Annotated in this window: 40 protein-coding genes; 12 read left to right on the plus strand and 28 right to left on the minus strand. The window is 34.8% G+C overall.

Going from position 1 to position 21,831, the window contains the following annotated elements:
* Nucleotides 1–26 precede the first annotated feature (26 nt).
* From BN999_RS13290 to BN999_RS13300, 3 genes are all read right to left on the minus strand, one after another.
* Nucleotides 27–683, minus strand: coding sequence for a hypothetical protein (locus BN999_RS13290; protein ID WP_096272109.1), 657 nt, complete (start codon nt 681–683; stop codon nt 27–29).
* Nucleotides 684–749: 66 nt separating this feature from the next.
* Complete coding sequence (locus BN999_RS13295) at nt 750–1,250, minus strand: DinB family protein (RefSeq protein ID WP_096272111.1); 501 nt, start codon at nt 1,248–1,250, stop codon at nt 750–752.
* Between the two features lie 30 nt (nt 1,251–1,280).
* Nucleotides 1,281–1,580 carry a TIGR04104 family putative zinc finger protein gene (locus BN999_RS13300; protein ID WP_096272113.1) on the minus strand — a complete coding sequence of 100 codons (300 nt, stop codon included), beginning with the start codon at nt 1,578–1,580 and terminating at the stop codon, nt 1,281–1,283.
* Nucleotides 1,581–1,680: 100 nt separating this feature from the next.
* On the opposite strand from BN999_RS13300, the gene BN999_RS13305 reads away from it, so the two are divergent.
* The 5 genes from BN999_RS13305 (at nt 1,681) to BN999_RS13325 (ending at nt 4,210) form a co-directional block, all read left to right on the plus strand.
* Nucleotides 1,681–2,238: a GNAT family N-acetyltransferase gene (locus BN999_RS13305; RefSeq protein ID WP_096272115.1), complete on the plus strand. Its 558-nt coding sequence runs from the start codon at nt 1,681–1,683 to the stop codon at nt 2,236–2,238.
* Between the two features lie 108 nt (nt 2,239–2,346).
* The gene (locus BN999_RS13310; protein WP_255247469.1) at nt 2,347–2,562 is read left to right on the plus strand and encodes a hypothetical protein; all 216 of its coding nucleotides are present in this window, start codon (nt 2,347–2,349) and stop codon (nt 2,560–2,562) included.
* A gap of 19 nt (nt 2,563–2,581) precedes the next feature.
* Nucleotides 2,582–3,163: a histidine phosphatase family protein gene (locus tag BN999_RS13315; protein WP_096272117.1), complete on the plus strand. Its 582-nt coding sequence runs from the start codon at nt 2,582–2,584 to the stop codon at nt 3,161–3,163.
* Nucleotides 3,164–3,244: 81 nt separating this feature from the next.
* Entirely contained in the window at nt 3,245–3,649 is a 405-nt protein-coding gene (locus BN999_RS13320) for a GNAT family N-acetyltransferase (protein WP_096272119.1), read from the plus strand.
* 54 nt (nt 3,650–3,703) lie between these two features.
* Nucleotides 3,704–4,210, plus strand: coding sequence for a GNAT family N-acetyltransferase (locus tag BN999_RS13325; RefSeq protein WP_096272121.1), 507 nt, complete (start codon nt 3,704–3,706; stop codon nt 4,208–4,210).
* 44 nt (nt 4,211–4,254) lie between these two features.
* Here the strand turns inward: BN999_RS13325 and BN999_RS13330 are convergent, their stop codons facing one another.
* From BN999_RS13330 to BN999_RS13420, 23 genes are all read right to left on the minus strand, one after another.
* Nucleotides 4,255–4,632, minus strand: a complete 378-nt coding sequence (locus tag BN999_RS13330) for a hypothetical protein (RefSeq protein WP_096272123.1) — start codon at nt 4,630–4,632, stop codon at nt 4,255–4,257.
* A gap of 556 nt (nt 4,633–5,188) precedes the next feature.
* Nucleotides 5,189–5,353: a hypothetical protein gene (locus BN999_RS20675; protein ID WP_176481986.1), complete on the minus strand. Its 165-nt coding sequence runs from the start codon at nt 5,351–5,353 to the stop codon at nt 5,189–5,191.
* A 169-nt stretch (nt 5,354–5,522) separates the two neighbouring features.
* On the minus strand, nt 5,523–6,227 hold the full coding sequence (locus BN999_RS13340) for a DUF5694 domain-containing protein (RefSeq protein WP_096272125.1): 705 nt from the start codon (nt 6,225–6,227) through the stop codon (nt 5,523–5,525).
* A 192-nt stretch (nt 6,228–6,419) separates the two neighbouring features.
* The gene (locus tag BN999_RS13345; RefSeq protein ID WP_096272126.1) at nt 6,420–7,067 is read right to left on the minus strand and encodes a Type 1 glutamine amidotransferase-like domain-containing protein; all 648 of its coding nucleotides are present in this window, start codon (nt 7,065–7,067) and stop codon (nt 6,420–6,422) included.
* A 42-nt stretch (nt 7,068–7,109) separates the two neighbouring features.
* Nucleotides 7,110–7,391 carry a hypothetical protein gene (locus BN999_RS13350; protein WP_096272128.1) on the minus strand — a complete coding sequence of 94 codons (282 nt, stop codon included), beginning with the start codon at nt 7,389–7,391 and terminating at the stop codon, nt 7,110–7,112.
* A 60-nt stretch (nt 7,392–7,451) separates the two neighbouring features.
* Nucleotides 7,452–7,949, minus strand: coding sequence for an RDD family protein (locus BN999_RS13355; protein ID WP_096272130.1), 498 nt, complete (start codon nt 7,947–7,949; stop codon nt 7,452–7,454).
* A 95-nt stretch (nt 7,950–8,044) separates the two neighbouring features.
* Entirely contained in the window at nt 8,045–8,581 is a 537-nt protein-coding gene (locus BN999_RS13360; RefSeq protein WP_096272132.1) for an ATP-binding protein, read from the minus strand.
* Between the two features lie 74 nt (nt 8,582–8,655).
* Complete coding sequence (locus BN999_RS13365) at nt 8,656–9,120, minus strand: NUDIX domain-containing protein (RefSeq protein ID WP_096272134.1); 465 nt, start codon at nt 9,118–9,120, stop codon at nt 8,656–8,658.
* A 63-nt stretch (nt 9,121–9,183) separates the two neighbouring features.
* Nucleotides 9,184–9,564: a hypothetical protein gene (locus BN999_RS13370; protein ID WP_096272136.1), complete on the minus strand. Its 381-nt coding sequence runs from the start codon at nt 9,562–9,564 to the stop codon at nt 9,184–9,186.
* Between the two features lie 72 nt (nt 9,565–9,636).
* A complete protein-coding gene (locus tag BN999_RS21235; RefSeq protein ID WP_096272137.1) occupies nt 9,637–9,945 on the minus strand; it encodes a TIGR04104 family putative zinc finger protein in 309 nt (102 codons plus the stop codon).
* 42 nt (nt 9,946–9,987) lie between these two features.
* Nucleotides 9,988–10,179: a hypothetical protein gene (locus BN999_RS21055; RefSeq protein ID WP_255247470.1), complete on the minus strand. Its 192-nt coding sequence runs from the start codon at nt 10,177–10,179 to the stop codon at nt 9,988–9,990.
* A 66-nt stretch (nt 10,180–10,245) separates the two neighbouring features.
* Nucleotides 10,246–10,734, minus strand: coding sequence for a hypothetical protein (locus BN999_RS13380; protein WP_255247471.1), 489 nt, complete (start codon nt 10,732–10,734; stop codon nt 10,246–10,248).
* Nucleotides 10,735–10,794: 60 nt separating this feature from the next.
* Nucleotides 10,795–10,956, minus strand: a complete 162-nt coding sequence (locus BN999_RS20680) for a hypothetical protein (protein WP_176481987.1) — start codon at nt 10,954–10,956, stop codon at nt 10,795–10,797.
* Nucleotides 10,957–11,164: 208 nt separating this feature from the next.
* Nucleotides 11,165–11,413 (minus strand): PepSY domain-containing protein, encoded by a 249-nt coding sequence (locus tag BN999_RS13385; protein WP_096272139.1) that lies wholly within the window; start codon nt 11,411–11,413, stop codon nt 11,165–11,167.
* 137 nt (nt 11,414–11,550) lie between these two features.
* A complete protein-coding gene (locus BN999_RS13390) occupies nt 11,551–11,832 on the minus strand; it encodes a hypothetical protein (protein ID WP_096272141.1) in 282 nt (93 codons plus the stop codon).
* 190 nt (nt 11,833–12,022) lie between these two features.
* Nucleotides 12,023–12,409, minus strand: a complete 387-nt coding sequence (locus BN999_RS13395; protein WP_096272143.1) for a VOC family protein — start codon at nt 12,407–12,409, stop codon at nt 12,023–12,025.
* A 103-nt stretch (nt 12,410–12,512) separates the two neighbouring features.
* Complete coding sequence (locus BN999_RS13400) at nt 12,513–12,797, minus strand: ArsR/SmtB family transcription factor (protein ID WP_096272144.1); 285 nt, start codon at nt 12,795–12,797, stop codon at nt 12,513–12,515.
* 113 nt (nt 12,798–12,910) lie between these two features.
* Nucleotides 12,911–13,114: a hypothetical protein gene (locus BN999_RS13405; RefSeq protein WP_096272146.1), complete on the minus strand. Its 204-nt coding sequence runs from the start codon at nt 13,112–13,114 to the stop codon at nt 12,911–12,913.
* A 120-nt stretch (nt 13,115–13,234) separates the two neighbouring features.
* A complete protein-coding gene (locus BN999_RS13410) occupies nt 13,235–13,729 on the minus strand; it encodes a DinB family protein (protein WP_096272148.1) in 495 nt (164 codons plus the stop codon).
* Nucleotides 13,730–13,740: 11 nt separating this feature from the next.
* Nucleotides 13,741–14,175 (minus strand): hypothetical protein, encoded by a 435-nt coding sequence (locus BN999_RS13415; RefSeq protein ID WP_096272150.1) that lies wholly within the window; start codon nt 14,173–14,175, stop codon nt 13,741–13,743.
* Nucleotides 14,176–14,249: 74 nt separating this feature from the next.
* Nucleotides 14,250–14,387, minus strand: a complete 138-nt coding sequence (locus BN999_RS20685) for a hypothetical protein (protein WP_176481988.1) — start codon at nt 14,385–14,387, stop codon at nt 14,250–14,252.
* Between the two features lie 75 nt (nt 14,388–14,462).
* On the minus strand, nt 14,463–14,594 hold the full coding sequence (locus tag BN999_RS21060; protein ID WP_255247472.1) for a hypothetical protein: 132 nt from the start codon (nt 14,592–14,594) through the stop codon (nt 14,463–14,465).
* 236 nt (nt 14,595–14,830) lie between these two features.
* Complete coding sequence (locus tag BN999_RS13420) at nt 14,831–15,781, minus strand: S41 family peptidase (RefSeq protein WP_096272152.1); 951 nt, start codon at nt 15,779–15,781, stop codon at nt 14,831–14,833.
* Between the two features lie 209 nt (nt 15,782–15,990).
* Here BN999_RS13420 and BN999_RS13425 point away from each other — a divergent pair, with 209 nt between their 5' ends.
* From BN999_RS13425 to BN999_RS13455, 5 genes are all read left to right on the plus strand, one after another.
* The gene (locus tag BN999_RS13425; protein WP_096272154.1) at nt 15,991–16,515 is read left to right on the plus strand and encodes a hypothetical protein; all 525 of its coding nucleotides are present in this window, start codon (nt 15,991–15,993) and stop codon (nt 16,513–16,515) included.
* A 912-nt stretch (nt 16,516–17,427) separates the two neighbouring features.
* Nucleotides 17,428–17,700 carry a hypothetical protein gene (locus tag BN999_RS13440; RefSeq protein ID WP_096272160.1) on the plus strand — a complete coding sequence of 91 codons (273 nt, stop codon included), beginning with the start codon at nt 17,428–17,430 and terminating at the stop codon, nt 17,698–17,700.
* 21 nt (nt 17,701–17,721) lie between these two features.
* The gene (locus BN999_RS13445; protein WP_255247473.1) at nt 17,722–17,976 is read left to right on the plus strand and encodes a PF20097 family protein; all 255 of its coding nucleotides are present in this window, start codon (nt 17,722–17,724) and stop codon (nt 17,974–17,976) included.
* 54 nt (nt 17,977–18,030) lie between these two features.
* Nucleotides 18,031–18,216: a hypothetical protein gene (locus BN999_RS13450; protein ID WP_096272164.1), complete on the plus strand. Its 186-nt coding sequence runs from the start codon at nt 18,031–18,033 to the stop codon at nt 18,214–18,216.
* 71 nt (nt 18,217–18,287) lie between these two features.
* On the plus strand, nt 18,288–18,581 hold the full coding sequence (locus BN999_RS13455) for a hypothetical protein (protein ID WP_096272166.1): 294 nt from the start codon (nt 18,288–18,290) through the stop codon (nt 18,579–18,581).
* A 96-nt stretch (nt 18,582–18,677) separates the two neighbouring features.
* Here the strand turns inward: BN999_RS13455 and BN999_RS13460 are convergent, their stop codons facing one another.
* Nucleotides 18,678–19,526: an MBL fold metallo-hydrolase gene (locus BN999_RS13460; RefSeq protein ID WP_096272168.1), complete on the minus strand. Its 849-nt coding sequence runs from the start codon at nt 19,524–19,526 to the stop codon at nt 18,678–18,680.
* A gap of 316 nt (nt 19,527–19,842) precedes the next feature.
* Between BN999_RS13460 and BN999_RS20690 the strand changes: the two genes are divergently transcribed.
* Nucleotides 19,843–20,001, plus strand: coding sequence for a hypothetical protein (locus BN999_RS20690; RefSeq protein WP_176481989.1), 159 nt, complete (start codon nt 19,843–19,845; stop codon nt 19,999–20,001).
* Nucleotides 20,002–20,041: 40 nt separating this feature from the next.
* On the opposite strand, the gene BN999_RS13465 is transcribed toward BN999_RS20690, so the two are convergent.
* Nucleotides 20,042–20,569, minus strand: coding sequence for a GrpB family protein (locus BN999_RS13465; protein WP_096272170.1), 528 nt, complete (start codon nt 20,567–20,569; stop codon nt 20,042–20,044).
* Between the two features lie 270 nt (nt 20,570–20,839).
* Here BN999_RS13465 and BN999_RS13470 point away from each other — a divergent pair, with 270 nt between their 5' ends.
* Nucleotides 20,840–21,829: a phosphotransferase gene (locus BN999_RS13470; RefSeq protein WP_096272172.1), complete on the plus strand. Its 990-nt coding sequence runs from the start codon at nt 20,840–20,842 to the stop codon at nt 21,827–21,829.
* Nucleotides 21,830–21,831: the final 2 nt, after the last annotated feature.

Consider the following 21,831-nt stretch of genomic DNA (forward strand, 5'->3'; position numbering starts at 1 on the left):
GATGCTTGGCTACATCAACTTCCGAATTACTCCTTATTAGCCTGGTTAAAATCCCTAATCCATTCCATATCAATCGGGCCATTGACCACTTCATATAGGTCATGATTAATCCGAATATCCTTCTCATTCAACACATGCACCATAGATGAGTTCGTGATCCTATGATTAATGATAAATTCAAAGCTAGTCCTACCGCTTATATTATCTGCTTCATGCCGTTTTACACGATACTGACTTAGAAATACTAATAACTCATCTACTGTCTCTTTTTGATTTGCAACCCATTCATACCCTTTATTTTCCGGGACATGCTCCCAATCCGTTGTGAAACCAAGAGAATCAAAATCGATAGAAGTGTATCTAATCAAGTCATCTAGGTCACGCTCTCTAACATGGTTAAATGTAGTGATAGAAATAAAAAGAATCATTACGGCCACGATACTTGTCATAAAAATCTTGAAGTTCTTATTATGCTTTAAGCCTCTTCTAAGCGCCTGATTCTTACATTTCTCCGCTAATATTGCGGACAGTGGAATAACAACAATGACACTCAAGAAAATGACCAATAGATTATTAAAAGAGTTATATGGGATGAGATATTGAAATAAAAATCCGAGGATGGAAATGCCAATAAAGAACATCATCACAAAAAACATCCAAAATAAAACTGTCTCTCTTTTCATAATTTCCCCCTGTGTAGAAAAGAGGATTGACTACTGTTCATAGTTCACCCTCTATAATCCGTCTTTTTATTGTACTGTCCACAAATCTTTGACACCTAGCGCTAATTTCAAGCTATTAATATTTCCTTGGTGAAGGGATTCATGAAAATTAGTAAAGCCGATTGCTTCTCCAAGTGTTTTAAATTCATATTCTGGACCAAAATTAAGCGGGTTCTTGCCCACCTCCGAGATTCTTCCAGAACATAACGCTACCATTCTTTCATATTGCTCCTCTAGTGCAACCCTTAACTCTCGCAATGTAGGTACTACTTGATCTTCTTTCCAATCTTTAGGGGATGTTCCTCGATTAAATAGCTCACGATAGAAATCTGCTAAACTACCAGTTTCACCTAGGAAGTATGTAATGATATTTTCTTGAGACACAATAATATGGCCGAAGTTCCAGCGTAGGTTATTGTTAAATCCTGTTGGAATGTCATCGGCTATTGCTTCCGATGTTGCATCCAAGGCTGCGATTGTACGATAACGAATGAATTTCATTTGTTTTAATAACATTTCCTCGTTCATTTATTATACTCCTTTTATATAAAAACTGTTTTACCATAATGGCTCCTCTTCATTGGAAAGTTCTGTGAAAAACGGATGGATACCTAAGATTACTAGACCTACCCCTATGATGGTAAACAGCGTGGTGGGTGGTGAAAGGTCTAAAACTATTGATAATAATAGGATGAATGGTATTAAGAAGGTGCTGAAACTACTTCTTTTTCTAGATTTTGTTGTTAAGTATTGTTGTTCCTGACAATGAGGACATTTCATCGTAATACTAAACGTCCACATTTTCTTGAATGTCTGTTTCCAGCTCCACTCTTTACCGCAATTCTGGCAAGTTGGCATATCATCACCCTCTACAGTTTACTATGTTAGTTATTTTAATTATAACAAAATTTAAACAGTATGGTATGATGGAATACAAAAAGATGGGAGATGATCCTGGTTGTTTACATTTGAAGTAGATGATGAGATAACATTAAGACTGTTGACGGAAACCGATGCCGATGAATTATTTCAACTTATAGACTACTCCCGGGATCATTTACGTGAGTGGCTCGGTTGGATTGACAGGACAAAGACAGTCCATGATTCAAAGCAATTTATCCAAACTTGTACGAAAATACATGAAAAAAGACAGGGCCTAACCTTAGGAATCTATCTTCACGATAAATTGGCCGGGGTTATCGGATTTAATACTATCGACTGGACAAACCGAATTGGCGTGATTGGCTACTGGCTTGGTAGCAATTTTCAAGGGGAAGGGATTATGACAAGGGCGGTCACGGGATTAATCGATTATGGTTATCACCAATTAGGATTAAACCGTATGGAAATACGAGCAGCCTTTGAAAATACAAAAAGTAGGGCTATCCCGGAGAGACTTGGCTTTATGCAAGAAGGTCAGATTCGCCAAGGAGAGTGGTTATATGACCATTATGTTGACCTTGTTGTCTATGGAATGCTTGCATCCGAGTGGGATTTTGAGAGGAGCTTATCATGAAGTTCTATATCGCCTCAGGATTAGATAATAAAGAAAAAGTTCAATGGGTTCGTGACAGCCTACTAGAAGCAGGGCACGGAAATTGGCACAGATGAGAGAAATGCGGTATTGGATAGTGACGTTGTACTGATTCTACTTCCTGGCGGGAAGGGAACACATACAGAGCTAGGAATGGCCATCTCCTCAGGGAAGAAAATTCATATCTATTCGAGTGAAAAATTGGATCCCATCACTGCCACTACCTTCTATTATATTGATGGGGTAGAGCGCTTTAACGGGGAACTAGAGTCATTTTTACGTGATATGATAGAACTATATTCATAGATAGATAGGAGAGACAGCGATGACGACCATTTATCTGGTACGCCACGGGGAAACGGACTGGAATGCGGAAAGAAGAATGCAAGGACAAACCGATATTCCTTTAAATTCAACAGGGCTTAGACAGGCTGAAGCTTGTGGTTCTGCACTACATCGGGAAGATTATGATGTTGTAATTTCGAGTCAATTACTGCGGGCTCATAAAACAGCCGAGGTGATGAATAGCTTTTTAGAGCTCCCATTTGTTGTAATGGAGGACTTTGCCGAACGATCTTTTGGAGATGCAGAAGGATTAACCTATGATGAGCGTAATCAGCTATATCCAGACCGTAATTATCCCAACCAAGAAGTATTGGAAGACTTTTCTGAGAGAATTATGACTGGTCTGGAACAGGTTCACCAGAAATATGCTGGAAAACGAATTTTACTCGTAGCCCATGGTGCGGTTATTTTCCGAATTCTATCTATCATTTCGGAAGGTAAACTAGACCTTGGTGATAAGAAAATCGATAATACAAGTATCTCCACGATCACTCGTACAGAGCAAGATTGGGTTATTCAGGATTATAATCGAGTTGATCATTTAGATAAGATTCAAGCTTAAGGGGGCATTAAGGTTGTTACTTTATTTTTGATACATCAACTACCTATAACAGAATAAAAATCGAGATTAGGAGTTGATATCATGTTATTTAAGAATTCACTTGATGGGGTTACAGCAGATATGTTGGAGGGGTTCTTTGTGGACTGGCCAAATCCACCAAGTGCCGAAACCCATCTAAAGTTACTCAAAAATAGTAGTTATATTGTTTTGGCGATTGATGAAGAGGTGAACCGAGTGGTAGGGTTTATTACAGCAACTAGTGATGGTGTCCTATCTGCCTATATTCCGCTTCTAGAAGTGTTACCAGAATACAAGAATCAAGGTATCGGTAAGGAACTGGTTAGTCGGATGTTGAAACAATTAGACCACCTTTACATGATTGACCTTTGCTGCGATGAGGATTTGGTTCCATACTATGAGAAGTTTGGCATGTTTAAAGGAACTGGGATGATCCTCAGGAATTATGATCGACAAGCTGGAAATTAAGACTATACTGCACCTCTGGTCGAGGTGCAGTTTTTTATGAGGAGAATGATTTTCATGGATTCTAATACCGTTAAGATTAGACCTATCTCCATTGATGACTTTGAAGAAGTATTGAAGTGGAGTACAGACGATGCCTTTTGTATTGCCAATGAGTGGGAGTTACATAGAGATCCTCGTAAAGTCTATGATTGGTGGAAACATTGTGTGGAACTGAATACAACAGACTTCATTCGATTTGGGATTGAGTGGAATGATAGATTGATTGGTTATGCTGACTTAGCCAATATCCAAGATAACGCTGGAGAATTGGGGATTGCGATAGGCGATAGCACGTTATGGGGGAAGGGATTAGGTTCTCTCGCTGCTAATCAATTTATGGCATATGCATCAGCAGAGTATAGAATATCCGTTTTTCATGCGGAAACTCATGAGACGAATCTGAGGTCGCGGAAGATGTTAGAAAAATTAGGGTTTCAGGAAGTTTCACGAATTGGATTTGAAACTTATAAAGGGATAAAGAGTCAGTTAATACAATATCAATTGATGATGGCTTCTGCATAAAAAAAGAACCTGTTTGTTCAGGTTCTTACATGTTGTATAGCTATTTATTTTTTATCCAATCTTTTCCTAATAGCTACTGTGGCTTCTATATAGTCCCGTTCGTGTCCTTGTGCTTTCAGTTCATTTCTCAAATCATCATAACCGTCATCTATTTCCTGATTCACATCATCTTCCGATTCAGCATCTTTCGCCGAATTCTCATTTTCCGGTAGGAACTGTCCTTTCAACACACCTAACTGTTCTTTTGCGATATCTCGGTTCTGCTGCAAGATATTTATCATTTCCGCTAGACCAAGGATGATGACGCCGCTTATGATCCCGAGCCATATCCACATTAGTTCATGTGTTGCAATTCCAATTAAAAGTCCTACGATAATCTGGACAATGCCTAGGATGATTAATAGACTTGCTATTTTGTTCAAAATTCTTCCCCCCTTGGTACATGTTGACCTTTACGTATCCTCAGATGTTGAATTTAGAATAGTTAGCAACACTGTAAGTTTTTATTCAACTAAGGCACACGCTACTTTAAGTATATTTCTTCATAATAGGTTATACTTTCTTTTCAACCTTTTTCCATTTCACATAATTGTAGGTGAATTCTATTAAAACGATAAGCAATTAAATAATTCCAATGGTTGTATTTTCATTTGAGTTTAAATCACCGATCCAATATATAACTAAGTATAAAAGGAGTATTATAGGAATGTTCCACAAAGTCCGTAACACCCTTCTTCTATAAGTTAATTTATGGTAGAGAAGGACGAAACCTTTATCCTTTTTTTCCTCATCCCTAAAAATTCGAGACATTATTATACCAACAATTATAGCTGCTATTACTGGAATTATGATATACATTATAATATTCATTATTTTCCTTCCCCAAAATAATAGTTGTGTAATTTAAATTAAACTAACCTGCCCCTGTAGCGAGCTTCTCAAAGATGGACTCTATTTTCAATATGTCTTCATTCATTGTCAATTCTTTTCTCTATTAACTTTTAATAATTCCTTTAAAGTCGAATGGATATTTTGAAGGCTTATTAAAATAAATCCAAGCATCACAAATGTTACGATTTCCCCTGTAAATATAGATATTATAGCTATGATTAGAGCATATAAACTATATAACCAGCCGTTCATTTAAAAGCACCTCACTATGTAATCTTAAACTTTCTTCTAAACACTAACATAATATTCCAAAAATAAAAACAAAATTCTAACCATAAGAAAAAGGTGATTCACTCGAATCACCTTGCTGAATAATATATTCTTTGAATAATGCTCCACTCTTGTATATCCGTCAAAAAATTTAAGACAGATTATGAAGTGGTTGGACAACCTCCCAAAGTTCACTTTCTTCAATAAAATTTGTAACAATAGAAGAGTGCCCAACACCGACAATGAATAAAATACGCTCATCCTCAGAATCAATAAGGCGGGTTAAATTGGCAAACATGATTAGATTCCTTTTATACCACCAACTTAACCAGTTCATACCAACATAATTATTTAGATCGCCAATACGCGCAATATTTAAATGAATTTTATGCAACATGTTAACTATGGTGGAATCGTTTATTTCTTTGTAGTAGTCTATTATACTTTTGTCTTCAGTCAATACAGGGAACTCTATTCCGTCGTATATTTCATTTATAAGTTCTGGTTGATTCTCCTTAGCCCAACTTTCAACTTCTGAATAATCCATATCTGTATCGCCCATCCAATCAGTCGGATAAATCTGTTTATGTTTCATCTTTACACCTAACCGAAAGGCAACTTGATATATTTCATTCATTTCTAATTTGTATGTACCTAGTTTATATTGTTTAAATTTCTCGTTACAAGATTCACTATCTTCTGGCACCATTTCAACTGCAATTTTTGTAGGTTTAAACTTTTCTAGTTTGGACACTAATTCCACTATTTCCCTTTGTCTTTTTTCTGAATTTAGCCCCTCATATTCAGACATATGAAAACTTCCAAGCACAAGAACTTTCGCCTTTTCCTGTTTCAATTAAATTCCCCCTTAATTAACTGCCAATTTTTCATACACTAATTCCCAACCCACTTACTTGAACTACCAGACTAACTTATTGGATATTATCACCTTACCCCATGTGGGAATTTTTGGTATTAGACCTGGGGATTATTTTCAAATAGGTCTCGATGCTTATTAGCCATTAACGACCCGCTACAACTAGAGCGTCTAGTCCAATTTCTGGATCTTTGAGTTGGAAATTAAATAAACATTGCCAATAACATCGATTTTGTCTCCTTTTACACGTACAGCGCAATCTTTGTTCGATGCATAAATATTTATTTCTTCTGATAGGGGAGATAGTTCGCTTTGAACCAGTGCCATGTTATTTTCCAGGTCAAAATGAGACATGACGGAAAAATTGTCAAGGCCGATTCCATCATAAACATGACTAGTTTCCAATTCATCTCCAAGTTTTTTCGAGGATAACCATTTAGCGGACATATTGATTGCTCCAGCGCTTGCTCCCATTACAACGGCACTGCCTTTTCTAATCGAATCGGATAATTCATACTCCTTCAGAAAACGATGTTGATTAAGAATACTGCCACCCAACAAGAAAATTACGGAAGCATTTTGAATTATCGTTTGGGCATCTTCCTTCTGTACGCGGTAATTAATTAAATGATACTCATCAAACTTAATCCCCGCCTGATCAAGCCACGAGCGTTCAGTAGCACCATCATCTTCATAAACAGATGGATTCGAACTAATCATAGCAAGTGATTTTCTATCCTTTATATCCTCCTGTAACACGTTAGCTAGATTCTCTGGAAAGTATTGTTCAAACCAACCTAAATAATAGTGAGTTTTCATATGTACCCCCTCAGGTAAATAAAAGATAAAACTTAAAAATTATTATTTGTATTTCTCCTTCATAACTGATAATACAATTAAATCAACAATGCCTATGACACCCATGCTGATACAATAGATTAATACTCCTAGGCCCTGGCTTATTCCATCTGTTTCCGTTAGAAACCACCAAATACTCCCTAGTCCTAAAATAGCAACATTTAGTAAAAACGCCGTTAGAAAGGCTAACCAAAATTTATTACTTCGTTTCATTTGAACTCGACCTAAAAGCACAGAAGTAATCAATGAAACAATTATTAATCCGAAATAGATAACTAGTTTCATAGTAAGCCTCCTCATTTTACCCTCATAGTTTTGATAATTACTCATTTACACAAGTAAAGCTTAATGTAACAATACCTTTGTGCCCGCTATCATATCTCCCAAATGGCGTTTATCTTTTCTGGATAATCCCATACTCAGCAATATTAGTCCAAGTAGGATACCACTATTCATAATCACAATAGCCGTTATCGAGAAATCACTATACATCCCATGAATAACACCTATATGTCCTAGCTGCCATGGTAAGAACTTGATGACATTTCTTGTTAAACTTGAACGGTATCTACGCCTTTTATATATTAACTTTAGCCCAGATACTCTTTTCCCTACAGATCCATTTTTATAGTAATCTAAATAGCAAAATATTAGGATGATTGGTATTACGGACGTAAATGTGGCTATCAGCTGGGTTTGTATTTCTGTATATTCTAGAATTCCGTCCAAAATGAGAAAGGTGATTCCAAGATTAACAATCATCAAGATGAGTAAATAAGCAAGTATGACTAGATAATCAATGAACAATTCTTTCAATCTTATTTGAAACGGTATATTATTCATGCGACACCTCGCCTAGTTTTTTGACCTTTTTCTATAAACAACCTAATTGTAGGTGGATTAGGTTAGTAAAAGTAAGAGAGTAGTTTAATCTTCGCTCAATTATGATTAAGATATTCTAAAACAATATCCATTCTCTCTTTTACAGAGTAATCTCCCTCAATTCTTAACACTGGACAAGATAAGTCAGCCATCCAATACTCATGTAGAGTTCTACTTCTAACTTCCATTCCTGCATGATCGTATAATGAAGCCCACTCTAAAAATGTTTTCGATTGTTCATGCTTACTACCACCAACTAAAATTTCATTTCCATATCGCTGAAATTCCCTTTGTTTTAATCTTTCAAGCCTAATATCTTGTGGAACCCATAGAAATATAACAAGGTCAAAATAACTTTTAAAATTATCACCCCAACCACATACTGCACCAGAAAGAATATAATTTTCATTACACAATAAATCTTTTCCAAGCATCTGTCTTCTTTCAGGTACTGCTCGTTGTTTAGTGAATTTAGTTGTCCAAAAGTAGTCATCGGTATCAAGATATGTATGAGGCAAAACCTTAGATAATGAAGAACCAAGTGTTGAAGTTCCAGCCCCTGAAGCTCCCATTATGTGTATTTTTTCTTTCACTGTTTACCCCCCATGTAAAGGCTACTTTATATGACTAACAGGCTTTCTTATATTTTCTATTCCACTTAACCTAATTACCCCATATCACCAACATATACTTGAGTCTTTGCATGATGAATATCATTTATTAAGTGAGGGATGATTTTCGATGGATAAAACGGATAGCTACTTAATTCTCCTAAAGGTAGCCATTCTAAAGCTACTTGTTCCGGATCGGTTTCAACACCTTTATTGAAACCACTCTCATCTTTTATAGAACAGAGAAAATGATGTACGACTACATGAATATGAGAATCCCATTCCGCATGTTGATGATTTTTACCGATATATTCCGATACATGTAGGAGTTCCTTAGCCTCTACTTGTAAACCACTTTCTTCCAAACATTTCCTTACAACTGCTTCTTTTAATGTTTCACCATGTTCCTGGCCACCTCCAGGCAATATGTACATAATCTTGTTATCATAAGCCACTTTCTTAACGGTTAGGATTTTTTCATTTTTTATAATAACAGCTTGTACTGAACTTCTTATTTGCATGATTCTTCTCCCCATCAAGTATTATTTTTCTCCCACTCAATACTCCGTTAGCTTAGAAAGGATTTATTCTGATAGTTCCACAAAGAATGCCCTTATATCTTCTGGTAATTCCTCTACTGCAAGTATTTTTAATCGCTCTGTTCCTGGAGATGTCATTACTACGTAAGATTTATCACCATAATCAAATAGAGTAAATTGTCCCACCCAATCTGCTGAGTTATTTTGAATATACTTAAAGTCTTCTTCTTTGAACTTATTATCATAACCATCTAAAATATGCTTCTGCACTGCCTCAAAATTGTCTGCAAATCTCAGCTCTTGGTATAGTTCTACTGAATTTTTAGGTGTAAAGACATACATATAAAACAGAGACCCACCAACTATCAATAAAGCAAATGCTATAAAAGTAACCCAATTTCTAATCGACTTTTTCTTTTTGACCATTTTCTATTCCTTTCACCTCTAACTTTTCTGCTCCCTTAGCATCTCCTATAATTTCATAGGTAGAATAAACTTCTAATCTACTAACCTACATCTTGCAAAATAAGGTATAAATATTGAAAATAATATAATCAGCGAGATTATTAATGCTATTACAACAGCAATACTCATCCATATTGATGACCATGACAAGAAATTGTTAATCAACAGAGCTAATTGGTTAGTTAGTACCACAGTGAGTATTGATATATATAAAGGAGTAGTTATTTCGTGATGAGACATGCATTGACTACATGTTGCTGTTTTTTGAGGAAACCATAGTGATGTAAAGACTTTTTTCCACTCAAGATGATGATTACAAGATTTACATTTTGGTGTCTTCATATTAACCTCCTGTCACTTCAATTTAGCACGTCAGTAAGAATGTTAATCCAAATAATGCCTCATCCATACATTAGGTTCCACATAAACACCCTTATTCATTGTCTTATCTATCTCCAGTGGCACTAATCCTTCCTTAATGATATAACCTCCCGAAGAAGGTAACCTCATGCCAGTCCACTCTTCCCACTCTTCTATCGTTGCTGGGATTACCATTGATTCCTCTGCCACTTTCATTACCGTTGCACCGTTCTTCGCATGTGTTCTAATCCAAGGGTCAAAAGGAATCCCATTCTCTCTTATCTAACTAATATAATCTTCCATAGGAATAAGGGGGTAGTTACACTTTAATGATGGCCGTACAGGTGCTACCATATTTTTCAAATGCCCTTGGATGCCTAAACTTTTCATTTCCTTAACCATCCTGTCACTAAGACCTTCGCATCTATATTCTGGATGGATAACTATAGCTAAAGCCGACAATGAATTTGACTGTTTATGATGTTCGTAATCCAATATTCCTTTTTCAAATACACCATCCCATCCAGATGGTAAGCTATCATCATTACCATCCCACTCAAAAGGAATGGCATTACCACAAGCAACTGGCTTTGATTCTTCATTTAAGAGTATAAATTGGTATTCAGGAAACCATGCCAGTAATTTACCCCAATACTTATCTGCTATGGGATCCTCTCTCATAAAATCTGTCCACCCTATATGATGTAACTTATTTAATTCATTTTCTAAATCTGGACGTTGTTTTAACGTTACAACAGTATACCTCTCCATAAAGATAACCTCCTAGCATATACATTATTGAACAATTGACCCGTTAGTGAAGAAAAAACCTTAGACTTTATAACTATCATTTTCTTGCTCTCGCTTCTTTTTCAATTCACTTCTTAATTTCTCCACTCTTTTTAACTTTTTTAAAGTCAGAAGTGATAAAAGAGTAACAACCATATATTTTAATAAAATGTCGTCTTGGTTCTGTTGAATAATCTTCTCCATTGTAATCCTCCTTAGTGAGCTTTTATCATTGCACCTTTTAGCGATAGAATGGCTACATATATTAAAAACCTAATCTTCTGACTTGAAGTACGTAGTTTAATGCTTTCATCTAAATACTAACATAATATTCAAAAAATAAGGTGCGAACTTAAACAAAAAAAGCGATGTCTTGATAAACATCGCACCATTTACTGTAATAACAGATCAATTAGTCTAAATCATTTTCTTGTTCGATTTTTAATATCCTTCCAGACCTTGCCACAATCTCAACCTCAACTATTCTATTATCAGCGGTTAGAATGAATACTTCATAAACTAATACCCCGTTTTCTAAATCCAGATCGACGTGCACAACATTCCCAGGCACGCGTTTAAGGGCAATTTCCTGAGCTTGTTGCATCGTCACCCTTTGTCTGTAATTTGGTGTAGGGTTGTTTTGATAATAATTTTCATACATGTAACATTTCCTCCTTCTTAAAAAGGTTAACTCATTTATCTATATGTATTGGGCATATGATAGGTGCAACATGAGAATTTACTTTTTAAGTTAGACGAAACTGCTAGTACAAACATGAGTCTTTAAACTTTCTTTTGTTAAATCATAACTTCCACGTAATACACTATATATGGTAAAAACCAAAATAAAACAAGCAAGCCAATGACTGTAAATAAAAGCACCCATACTTTTCTTAACTTTAAATGTACAAAACTAGATATGATGACAAGTAAATTAAAAATAGCAAAAGCCGCTAACCAAACCCAATCTGTTCTAGACGGATCTGGCTCAGAGATGTTAAATACCACTGCTCCCAACCCAATAAAAGTTGCTAATAGAAATATCAATCCGTGCACAACTATCACCGCAATTTTAAACATAAACTTCACCCTTTCCGCACCTAGGTATTGATCTTGTTCAATGACCGCTGGAGGTTCAAGACAGCTGTATCGTTAGCTACTAAACACTACCATACTATACCAATCATTATATGAACAATTGAACCATAAGGAAAATGAAACCGTAAAAATAGAAAACCATGTCCAACAAGTTGGATATGGTTAACATGAATTAATTAAACTCTATAATCTGAATAAGATTACCACATGTATCATTGAAGACAGCTACTGTGTTATCTCCCATCTTTGTCGGCTCCATCGTAAACTCTACACCATGTTTTACTAATCGTTCATACTCTTTATGAATATCTGTAACACCGAACATGGTAGCTGGGATACCTTGCTCAAGTAATTTACTTTGATATTCTTTGGCAACTGGGTTGTCATTTGGTTCGAGTATAAGCTCCGTACCGTCTTGGTTGTCAGGCGAAACAAGCGATATCCACCTAAATTCACCAACTGGAATATCGTGTTTTTTTATGAAACCAAGCGTTTCTGAATAAAACTTCAAAGCCTTTTCTTGGTCGTCTACAAATAAACTGGTAACAATAATGTTCATATATTTTTCCTCCAATAATGTTATGTTTTGTTGTGCATAGTCTGTTGTAACTACTGAACTATTCGAATCACATAAAGTAACCTCATCTCGAGTTTCTTATAAATTACTCCATCCACTCTTTTAATAAGTTCCTAAGTGGTTCGTTGTTGAACAAAAGTACTCGATATTTCCCCTTTCGCTTTGATATTAGTAGGCCTGCCTCTTCCAAAACAGAAAGATGTTTCGCAATCCCTTGACGAGAAATAGTTAAATTATGATTCATAATAAGCCTTGACGTAAGTTCAAACAACGTCATCTCATTGCGTTCGGATAGTTCGTCCAATATTAGTCTTCGAGTTGAATCAGCTAGCGCTTTAAATATAGCGTCTCTTTCTTTTTCCTGTTTCATGATCTTATTATACGCAACCTTTTAGTTGCAAGTCAACAATAAGCAACTAAAAGGTTGCACAAAATACAAACGAGGTCACCTTTATTTAAGATGTCCTCGGAAATTTCTACCCTTTACATATGATTGCTATCATCGCCTATTTTATGCCTTACATCATCCAATGCTTTTTCTGTATAAATTCTTTCTGACTCACTAGCATGTTTGACACCTTCTTGAAAGTCCGTTTTAATATTCCTTTTCTTTGCTACCCAATCGAATAATAGTCCGATTATCAGTAATCCGCCAAATAAAATCAGCAGAATTATCCATAAAGACATATCAACACCTCCAGTTCCTTTAGTTTGTTGACAGGTTAATTAATTTTATAATTTAAACATTCTGTTAATTACAAATAAACTTCTCCTTAATAACCTATTTATAAAGACTTATGCCTCCATTTATTCATTTTCTTCTACATCTAGTTTCCAACTGTTTTGCAACTTTCTGATATAAATAATCTGTCCTATATGATATGCGTTATGAGTAGACACATTTCCAAGCACTTGCCACCATTTCACATCTTCAGAAAAACCATTTACTTTACTCTCCACCTTTTCTTCCTCTAATAATGTTTGCCAAAGCAATAATACCTCTAATAATTGGTCTGTTAAGCGTGCAAATGTATGATTTTCAGGGACTATAAAGCTGTTGTTATTATTTTCTATGGAAGGAACAGCATCAACATGTGATTTTAGATACCTTGTTTGCCATGTTTGATTCCAATAGAGTAGATGCTGCACAATTTCAGCAATGCTATTACTTTCCTCGTTTGGCTTCCAAAATGCTTGTTCCTCAGACAATCTCTTTATTGAATGGGTAAAAGGTACGTACCAACTAGGATCATTCGCATTTGCCAACAACTGATCCAATAAAACATCTTTTGCATGAACCATAAGCAACACTCCTATTTATTCATTCCTTCTAAGATTAAGTAATCCTTCGTTTTATGAATTGGAATATCATAACGATTGGCAAACTCTATTAAATCATGATAAATGCTCTTTGGGCTGAAATTGATGATACGAAAATGAATGCCTTTTTGTTTTTTTACAATCACACATCTATTTCCCCAACCAACTCGTTTAAATACCAATTTCTCAACTTGTTTATGACTAACCGTTTTTTTGTAAATAGTTAATGTAAAAACACGTATCTGAAACGTCAATAACCCATCGGATATCACCAACTTAAAGTCCATAAAGATTGTTGAAAATATAAAAAATGCAAGTGGAATAAGATAATATAGCATCCATAGATTAGCAACTGAAAAAAATAACAATAAAATTAATAATAATGAAATAACCTGTAACCACCAGATGGTCTTCGCTTTATAAAACAACTATCCAATCTCCCTCCTCTAGTTATGCAATCTACTGGCCCTTCATCTCTACAAGAAAAATTTGACTGAGTATATTATTTTTCTCTCTTTAATTCTTTCTGAAGTTTTATAATCTCTTCTGTCTGATCCATTATATTATTATTTATTTTTCTTAAAGCATCATGAATTGAATATAAACCTGCGAAAATCATGATTCCTATAATTAATTCCATGATAAATTCCCCCTGTAATCGCATCTGCTCCCACTTTTTGTTCTAAAGTACATTTCAGTAAGAAACAAACATAGCCTACTTTTCTTTAACGTTCTTTAATAATTCTATAATTTCTTTGTTTTGTTCATTGGTTTTCTTCAACTTACCATCTATTGATAAGCAACTTATAGCTATTACTACAACACCAAAAATAATAACCAAATCCATAGAGATAACCTCATTTCACAAATAACATCCACACGTTTTTACTCTTGATTCCCTTTAGCTCCACAACCTCTACCTTAATACTAACATAATATTCAAAAAACTTATCTTAAAATTTAAATCACACAAAAAAAGGTGACCCTAACTTCGATCACCTTAATTAACTTTGCACCCATTGATAATGATAACCTTCAAATATCACTGGTTCAATAGACTTTCCACACTGATACCAGCAGCTTTTAAAGTATTCTCAAGCTCTTCTTTATTAAGTTTGTCAGTATCATATATTGGGCCACAGGTAGGGAGTGTTCTTCTTGGACTTCTACATTTGGCGTGACACCATTAATTTCCCAGTTTTCATTCGTAATCGGATTGACCGCTCTTCCTATTGGTATATTGATAAAAAAGTGATCATTAATTCTTTGGAAACCACCAGGATGGGCACCTCCACTCGTTCTCTCTCCAACTATGGTTGCACGGTTTAGCACTTTTAGAGAGTAAGCAAAATCCTCCGCTCCTGAGAATGTACGTTTACTTGTTAGAATGAATACTTCTTTATCCTGAAGAGAGGTACCTTGGATATGTGAATTGGTCCATATTTGCTCCACTCGATTGTCTTTTCTCCAATGGAAATTATTCAAATGTATTCTACCTTTGAACAAATAACTACAGATTAACGCAACCATATCAGCTGAACCACCGGTGTTATCCCGTAAGTCAAAGATGATAGCACTCGTATTTGCCAAATATTGAAGGGGTGCAATAGCTACCTCACCAGCCAGATTTGTTTCAAAGAACTTTAATGTTTTATGATACCCAATATTTCCAGGTAACCGTTCCACCTTTTCGAAACCGTAGTTGTGCAGGCTTAATAGCCTTTTCCTATTTTCAGCTTCTTGTCTCTTATCCGCTTCACTATTTCCTTTTGGCACGTCAAAATACTTTAAACCAAGATGCTTATCCTTACTTACAACTTGTAAGTCTTTCGTAATTTGTAGGCTAAACTGGGTTGGATCCAGTAATTCTGCATATTGCTGCTCTTGTAGTTTTCTTAGAATCTCTTGTTCTATCTCCTTTGCAACCTCAGGAAACACGAAAGATTCTTTTATTAAATGGAGCATTCGCATGATGACTTCTTGTTGAAGATTATGATCGAGTGTAGATAGGGGACTAACAGATTGTACTTGCATTGGCTTCCTCCTTATTATTAGGCTCTTTCTAGCATAATTTAAAATAATTCTAAATAACAGACTGAAAATTCATAATTATCCATGTTATAATAGAGAGAGAGGCTAATATTTAATAAGACGCTGTATCTCTTATTAAACTAGTTGGGAATATCTTGATAAGGGAATGTTATAATTAGCCGAAGTTACTCTCACTTTCGGAGGATAAAAATGTGATTATTAAAGCAGAAATCATTAACCAACCTTATTCTGGTCAATTCAAGGAGAAGATTTATGACATATCAACCCCTTGGAATTCCCAAAATTGGACTTGGGTAAAGTTTGAAGATGAAGATTATCATGAATGGTGTGGAGTGTTTAGAGGTTATCCAAGGGCAGTGGCACTTTCCAAAAAGTATAATAAGGTCCTTGTTCTCACATCTGATCATTTATTTCAAGTTGACTGTTATAGCAGAGAACTATTTGATTATGAGTCTCAAACTCCATATCAATGTTTAACCGTAACCCCGTCTGGCGATTTCATCATTGCAGATTATTACGACATTCAAAAAATAGAATCTACACTAAAAGTTAAATCTCCAATAAATAGTCCAATTAAAATGGACAAAATTGAATTTCTTGGTTGGGTGAGCAATAAATTATTAATTCGTTGTGATGAATTTCTAAATTGGGATAATCATGTAGTATTAGAATTATGCGGAGATACATATGAAATAACCTTAAAAGACATCGACTAACTAGCTCAAGTTAGTGAGAATATTAAATTCAAATATATTTTAAAGGAGTAACATATGAAGTGGTGGAAATTGTTTCTACTGTGCTTGCTTACTATTTTTGTAGTCAATTTCGCAGTTGAAATTATTAAAATGTATTTATAGATGCAGGATTTATATATGAAATATTATTGTTTAAAAGGGAATTCCCTAATAGATTGACCGTAGTAAAACTGAAGGGGCGATTGCTATGCTTTACAAAGAGAGTCTTATTTTCATTATATCTATATTTGCATTGTTTGAAGTAATAAGATGGTATAGCTCTAAAAGCCCCAAGTCCTTTAAGCAATCTATGTTTAATATTTTAGCTCCTAGTTTTCTTGTATATGCTGTAACTTTATTAGCGGATAAGCTATTTTTTAATGGGGGAATGTAGAATGGAATTTAATTTTGGCTATTTCTCTATTGTTCTACCTCCCTTACACATTACACTTATTGCAATAATATTTATCTTTCTATTAGTAAGGTGGAGCAAGCAATTAGAAACTCGCCGCTTTACAATATTCTTCTACTTTTTGATTAGCATCTACATTACCCCCATCTATTCTCATGGCACAAGGGAAGGTGTCTTTCAGTTATGGCTTCCCTTAGGATTTATAGCCGTTTTCTTATACTTGTTTCGTAGCAAGAGGAACCATCCAGCTAAAATGAAAGCTAGTATATTAGGATTTTCCATAGCATTATATTTGTTAATACTACAATATGTCGGTTAATTTTTGATATCAGTAATAGGAGGGGTAATGTGAAATATTTATTATTTATCGTCGTATCCTTTTTACTTGTGTATTTGAATAGCAAACCTCATTTAAAAGGTTTACGTTTACAGCGTTCCATGCAGCGATCAATGAAGAATAAGTGAAAAATTGGAGGTGCTATATGACAAAGGATAATTTTAATCTATTTATAACGATTGGGGCTATATTATCTATAATAGGATTTATACTTTTGTTCTTCAGCACTCACTTTGGTACATCCTTAGCTGAAAATTGGCTAGTTAATCAGGGTGGTGTTGATACTGCTATGTATCATATTAGGGTAGAAAGTTATATAACTAACTTTGTTGTTTCTGGTGGTATACTTTTCGGCTTAGGACTTTTTACTCTTATCCTAACTTATTTTGTAAAAATGCATTTTTTGAAGGATCAGTAAGTATTTTTAAAGAAAAGGTCAGTGTCAAAAAAGAAAATAGTAATTGAAGGTGGTTTAACTAATATGAACGATGCTTTAAAATGTCCTGAATGCAGTAATGAGCTAAAGCGAGGGTATATTTTTTCTCCGCGTAGAATTAGTTGGTCAGAATCGCCTGACCCAGTTCTTTCTGACTTTGGAAGTGAAGTCTTAATAAATAATGCATTTATTAAAATAGGTAAAATACCAGCACTAAGATGCGAAGATTGTACTGTAGTTATTTTTAAATACAAATAAATAACTGCAGATTAGTTAAAAGTGAAATATCTTGAGTTGCGGAGGATTGAAACATTGAAAAAACAAACAAAAATTCGTACAATCGGATGGATCCTGGTCGGCATTTTAGGATTTCTTAAATGGCAATATCCAGAAGAGTCTTCTATCATAACCTCTGGATTGGGAGGACTAATTACTCTTTTAATGGCTTATTACTTACTCTCTTATAAATCAGGTTCAAAGGATTCTACAGAAATATAATCTTTGGCGATTCCTATCTTTTATTTTTATAAGTACTCTAGTTGAACATTAAGGAAAGGGGGATAGTGGACATGAAACTGAAGAATAGGGTAGCACTTGGCTTTTATATCTTCGGACTGTTTCTATATCTAGTCAGTTTTCTTGGATCCTTTTCAATTGGGTTATATATATTATTACCTGCTATCTTTGTTTTGATGATCGGAATGGCAGTAAATCTTGGTTTATATAAGAAACAAAACTATTATGTAATACCCATCCTCACTTCTATTGTTATCGCCGCTGTAACATACCCGTTATGGAACCTCTTAGTTTATCATGTAGATGATTATTACATTTTCTATCCTTTTACATTTTTCTTTTCGTAAATTGTATTTAGAACCTTAATTAAGCAATAAAAACCATCTCATTTCAATTATTATGAGATGGCTTTTGATTACCTTTGAATAATTTATTTAATTGTATTATCGGGACTGGATTATATGGTCATTCACAAGAGCTTGTATAAAAAATAATTCATTTTCATTAGGGTCCCTTTTATGTTCTGTCTTAAACAGGGCTATCGCATCTTCTAGCGAGGAGGACTTCACAACTTCACTTGCTGCTGTTAACTCTTCCCAATATAGATTCATTTCATTTAAGTCACATATCGATTCATGACCAAGTAGAAACATTTCCGCATCATATTTTTGAATATCTTTCATCATTGGGAGTAACAATGACTGCTTGTAATGAAATAATGAATTTGTCGTTGTCCCATACCCACTATCCCCTAGAAATATTACTTTTTCATCTGGTATATAAATAATAGTAGAGTCATCAGTATGGGTGCTATTAATTCTATCGAGGATGCAAAGTTTATTACCTAGATCAATAGTTAATGAATTCTCAAATATGACATCCGGAGACCTTAACTTAAAATTATCCCTGTTTGGAATTTCAGTTTGTATAACCTCCATACAGATAGGACTGATTTGTTTAGTACCCACATACTTTTGTAGTGAATGATCGTCATAAGACAAACCTTGCCAATCTTTTATTCTTTCGTTTGTTTCACTATTCACGATAACCGTTGCATCAAATTCATTCATTCCAAGGAAATGATCCCAATGGGCATGGGTAATCACAACATATTTAATTGGTGGTACATTTAAATTCTCTATTTCTAATAGAAATTCCTGAGCATGCTGTGGAGAATTCCCAGAATCTATTATAAGGCTGTACCGATCACCACATACCAGTCCTAGAGTTGGTCGTTCTTTATCATCTTGGTTGGATAAATAATAAATAGTATCACTTATTTTATCTAACATGGTATTTTCCTCTCTATTGTATACTCGTTCGATAGGAGAAAATCTACATGTTTATTCTAATGTTATTAAAATAATATAAGACTTTCTCTTATGATTGTTTTACCCTTGGACTGGTACCTCCTTGTTTTATTATGGAACAGTATAGCATAATTCAAGCTACACATTATGAATTTTTTAAACTTCAAAATACCATGGCAGTTATTTCTTATTTTAGTCTTCTCCTAATATGTTAGTATTTAAATAGATGAAACAATACGGATGTATTTAGGGACAATAGATAAGCAAAGAAAAAATACGTTTTCTGGGAGGCTAGATCATGGACGAACAATATTTTGTAGGGTGGGGTACACTGGCATTAATCAATGCCGGACTTGCACAAGGGAAGAATAGAACAGGATTGAACTGGTTCTTGCTATCTCTCGTATTAGGCCCATTGGCAACACTCATTTTGCTATTTGTTGAAAAGAGAGTTTAGAAGTAAGAGGTGGAACTTCTAAACTCTGACCGGAGCAGGTCTATATTCTCTTCTCATAGATTCCTTTTACAAATTGCTCCTTATAATCGGTGTATTCTTTGATTCCACCATTCTTTTCTTTAAGGAATTTTAGTTTGAGGTCTTGGTATTGTTGTCTTACTGAATCGTTTGAGTTTAGGTAATCTCTAAAAAAGATTAGATTCTTCCAAAGGTCACCATTATATTCCACTAGATGAATATAATGTGTTTTCTCCTCGTATGTTTCATCTGTAAACTTAGCAAGCACTATCTCGTTCGGACGTTCCACACGAAGTCTTAAAAAGCCCACTTTCTTTAACCCCTCAAAGATTGCCTGATCAACTTCCTCTAAATCATCAACACCGACAACTATATCTATAATTGGTTTGGCAACAGTCCCTTTAATCGCGGTGCTACCAATATGTTCAATCCGCTCTTCTTGAAGAGGAGTTGATTTCAGTATGTCCTGTTTAATGTTGAAGAAGTTCTTCTGCCACTCATCGGTAAAGGTTTCTAACCTTACCTCATCTCGTTTTAATCCTAATCTCATATAGATACCTCACCTTTTAAATTTTTCACTATAAACAAAAATAGTTATTACCATTTAGAACTTTATCTTTTTAGTTTAATATACTGCCTGGGGAAGGGTTTAATCCCATTCTTCCAATCTCTGTACTTTAATTCTATTATTAATGTATCACAAAATAGCAATTAACCTTATTAAGTTTAGAAATCACACTTAACCAGAACATACATTCTTGTATTTCTAATCCATCTAGGTTATTCTTATTATAGGACAATTCTGAAAAGTGGTGTTACCATGAAAACTGTGTTTACCGAAGAAGCTATTCTTGAGGACATTCTTCAGGAAGTATCTTCACGGTTTGGCCTGGAAATCTATCATATAGAACCAATCAAACGTGGGTGGCTTAATTTAAAATGGAAGATTGAAACGGATTTAGGAATATACCTTGTTAAACAGTACAATAAAGAGCGATTAAAAAAATATTCTATTGAAGAATTGAAATGTGTGTTTAATCAACAAAATCGGCTACATCATCTTGGTTTTCCATGTCCTAATATTCTAATGGATCAAGGAGAATGTTTCTTGCATTCACCTGGTGGAGAACAGTTTATTGTTATGGAATATAAATCTGGAGCAATTATCAAACCAGGAACGCTATCAGAGGATCAAATGTACCAGCTTGGGGTTCATGCAGGAAGAATGCACGCTCTACTAAATGATGGTAGTTTACCAACGAAGGATAATCCAGGATTTATACTACCAGACCGAAAAGAACGAATTGCTTATTGGAAAAGCGTATATAATGAAATCTATCAAACTACTAAATATGATCTCCTTCCAGTAATAGACAAGCAGCTTGAACTGATGGAGATTGTTGATGTTAATAAATTAAAGGTTAGCCGGAAAGGTTGGGCACATCGAGATTTATGGGTAGACAATATTCTATTTGATGGTGACCAGCTTTCTGCCATTCTTGATTTTGACCGAATGAAAATGGATTATTTATCATTAGACGTTGGTAGAGCTGTTATTTCTGGTGCATTGAATGAGGATGGATTGCAGATTCCTCCAGTTATTGCTTTTTTAAAAGGGTATCAGTCACATCAGGAGACAGGAAATCGCTTCCTAACGAATGCTTTAACTTTATTATGGTATTTAGAAAGTGAATGGTGGCTTGACGTAATGATGGATGAACGAAAGGGGCCACCGAAACGATTTGTACAGGAAATGATCTGGCTATCGGACCATTTGGTAGAACTAGATGACATATTAGGGGGACTATAACT

Source organism: Paucisalibacillus globulus (assembly GCF_900184735.1).
GTDB lineage: Bacteria > Bacillota > Bacilli > Bacillales > Amphibacillaceae > Ornithinibacillus > Ornithinibacillus globulus_B.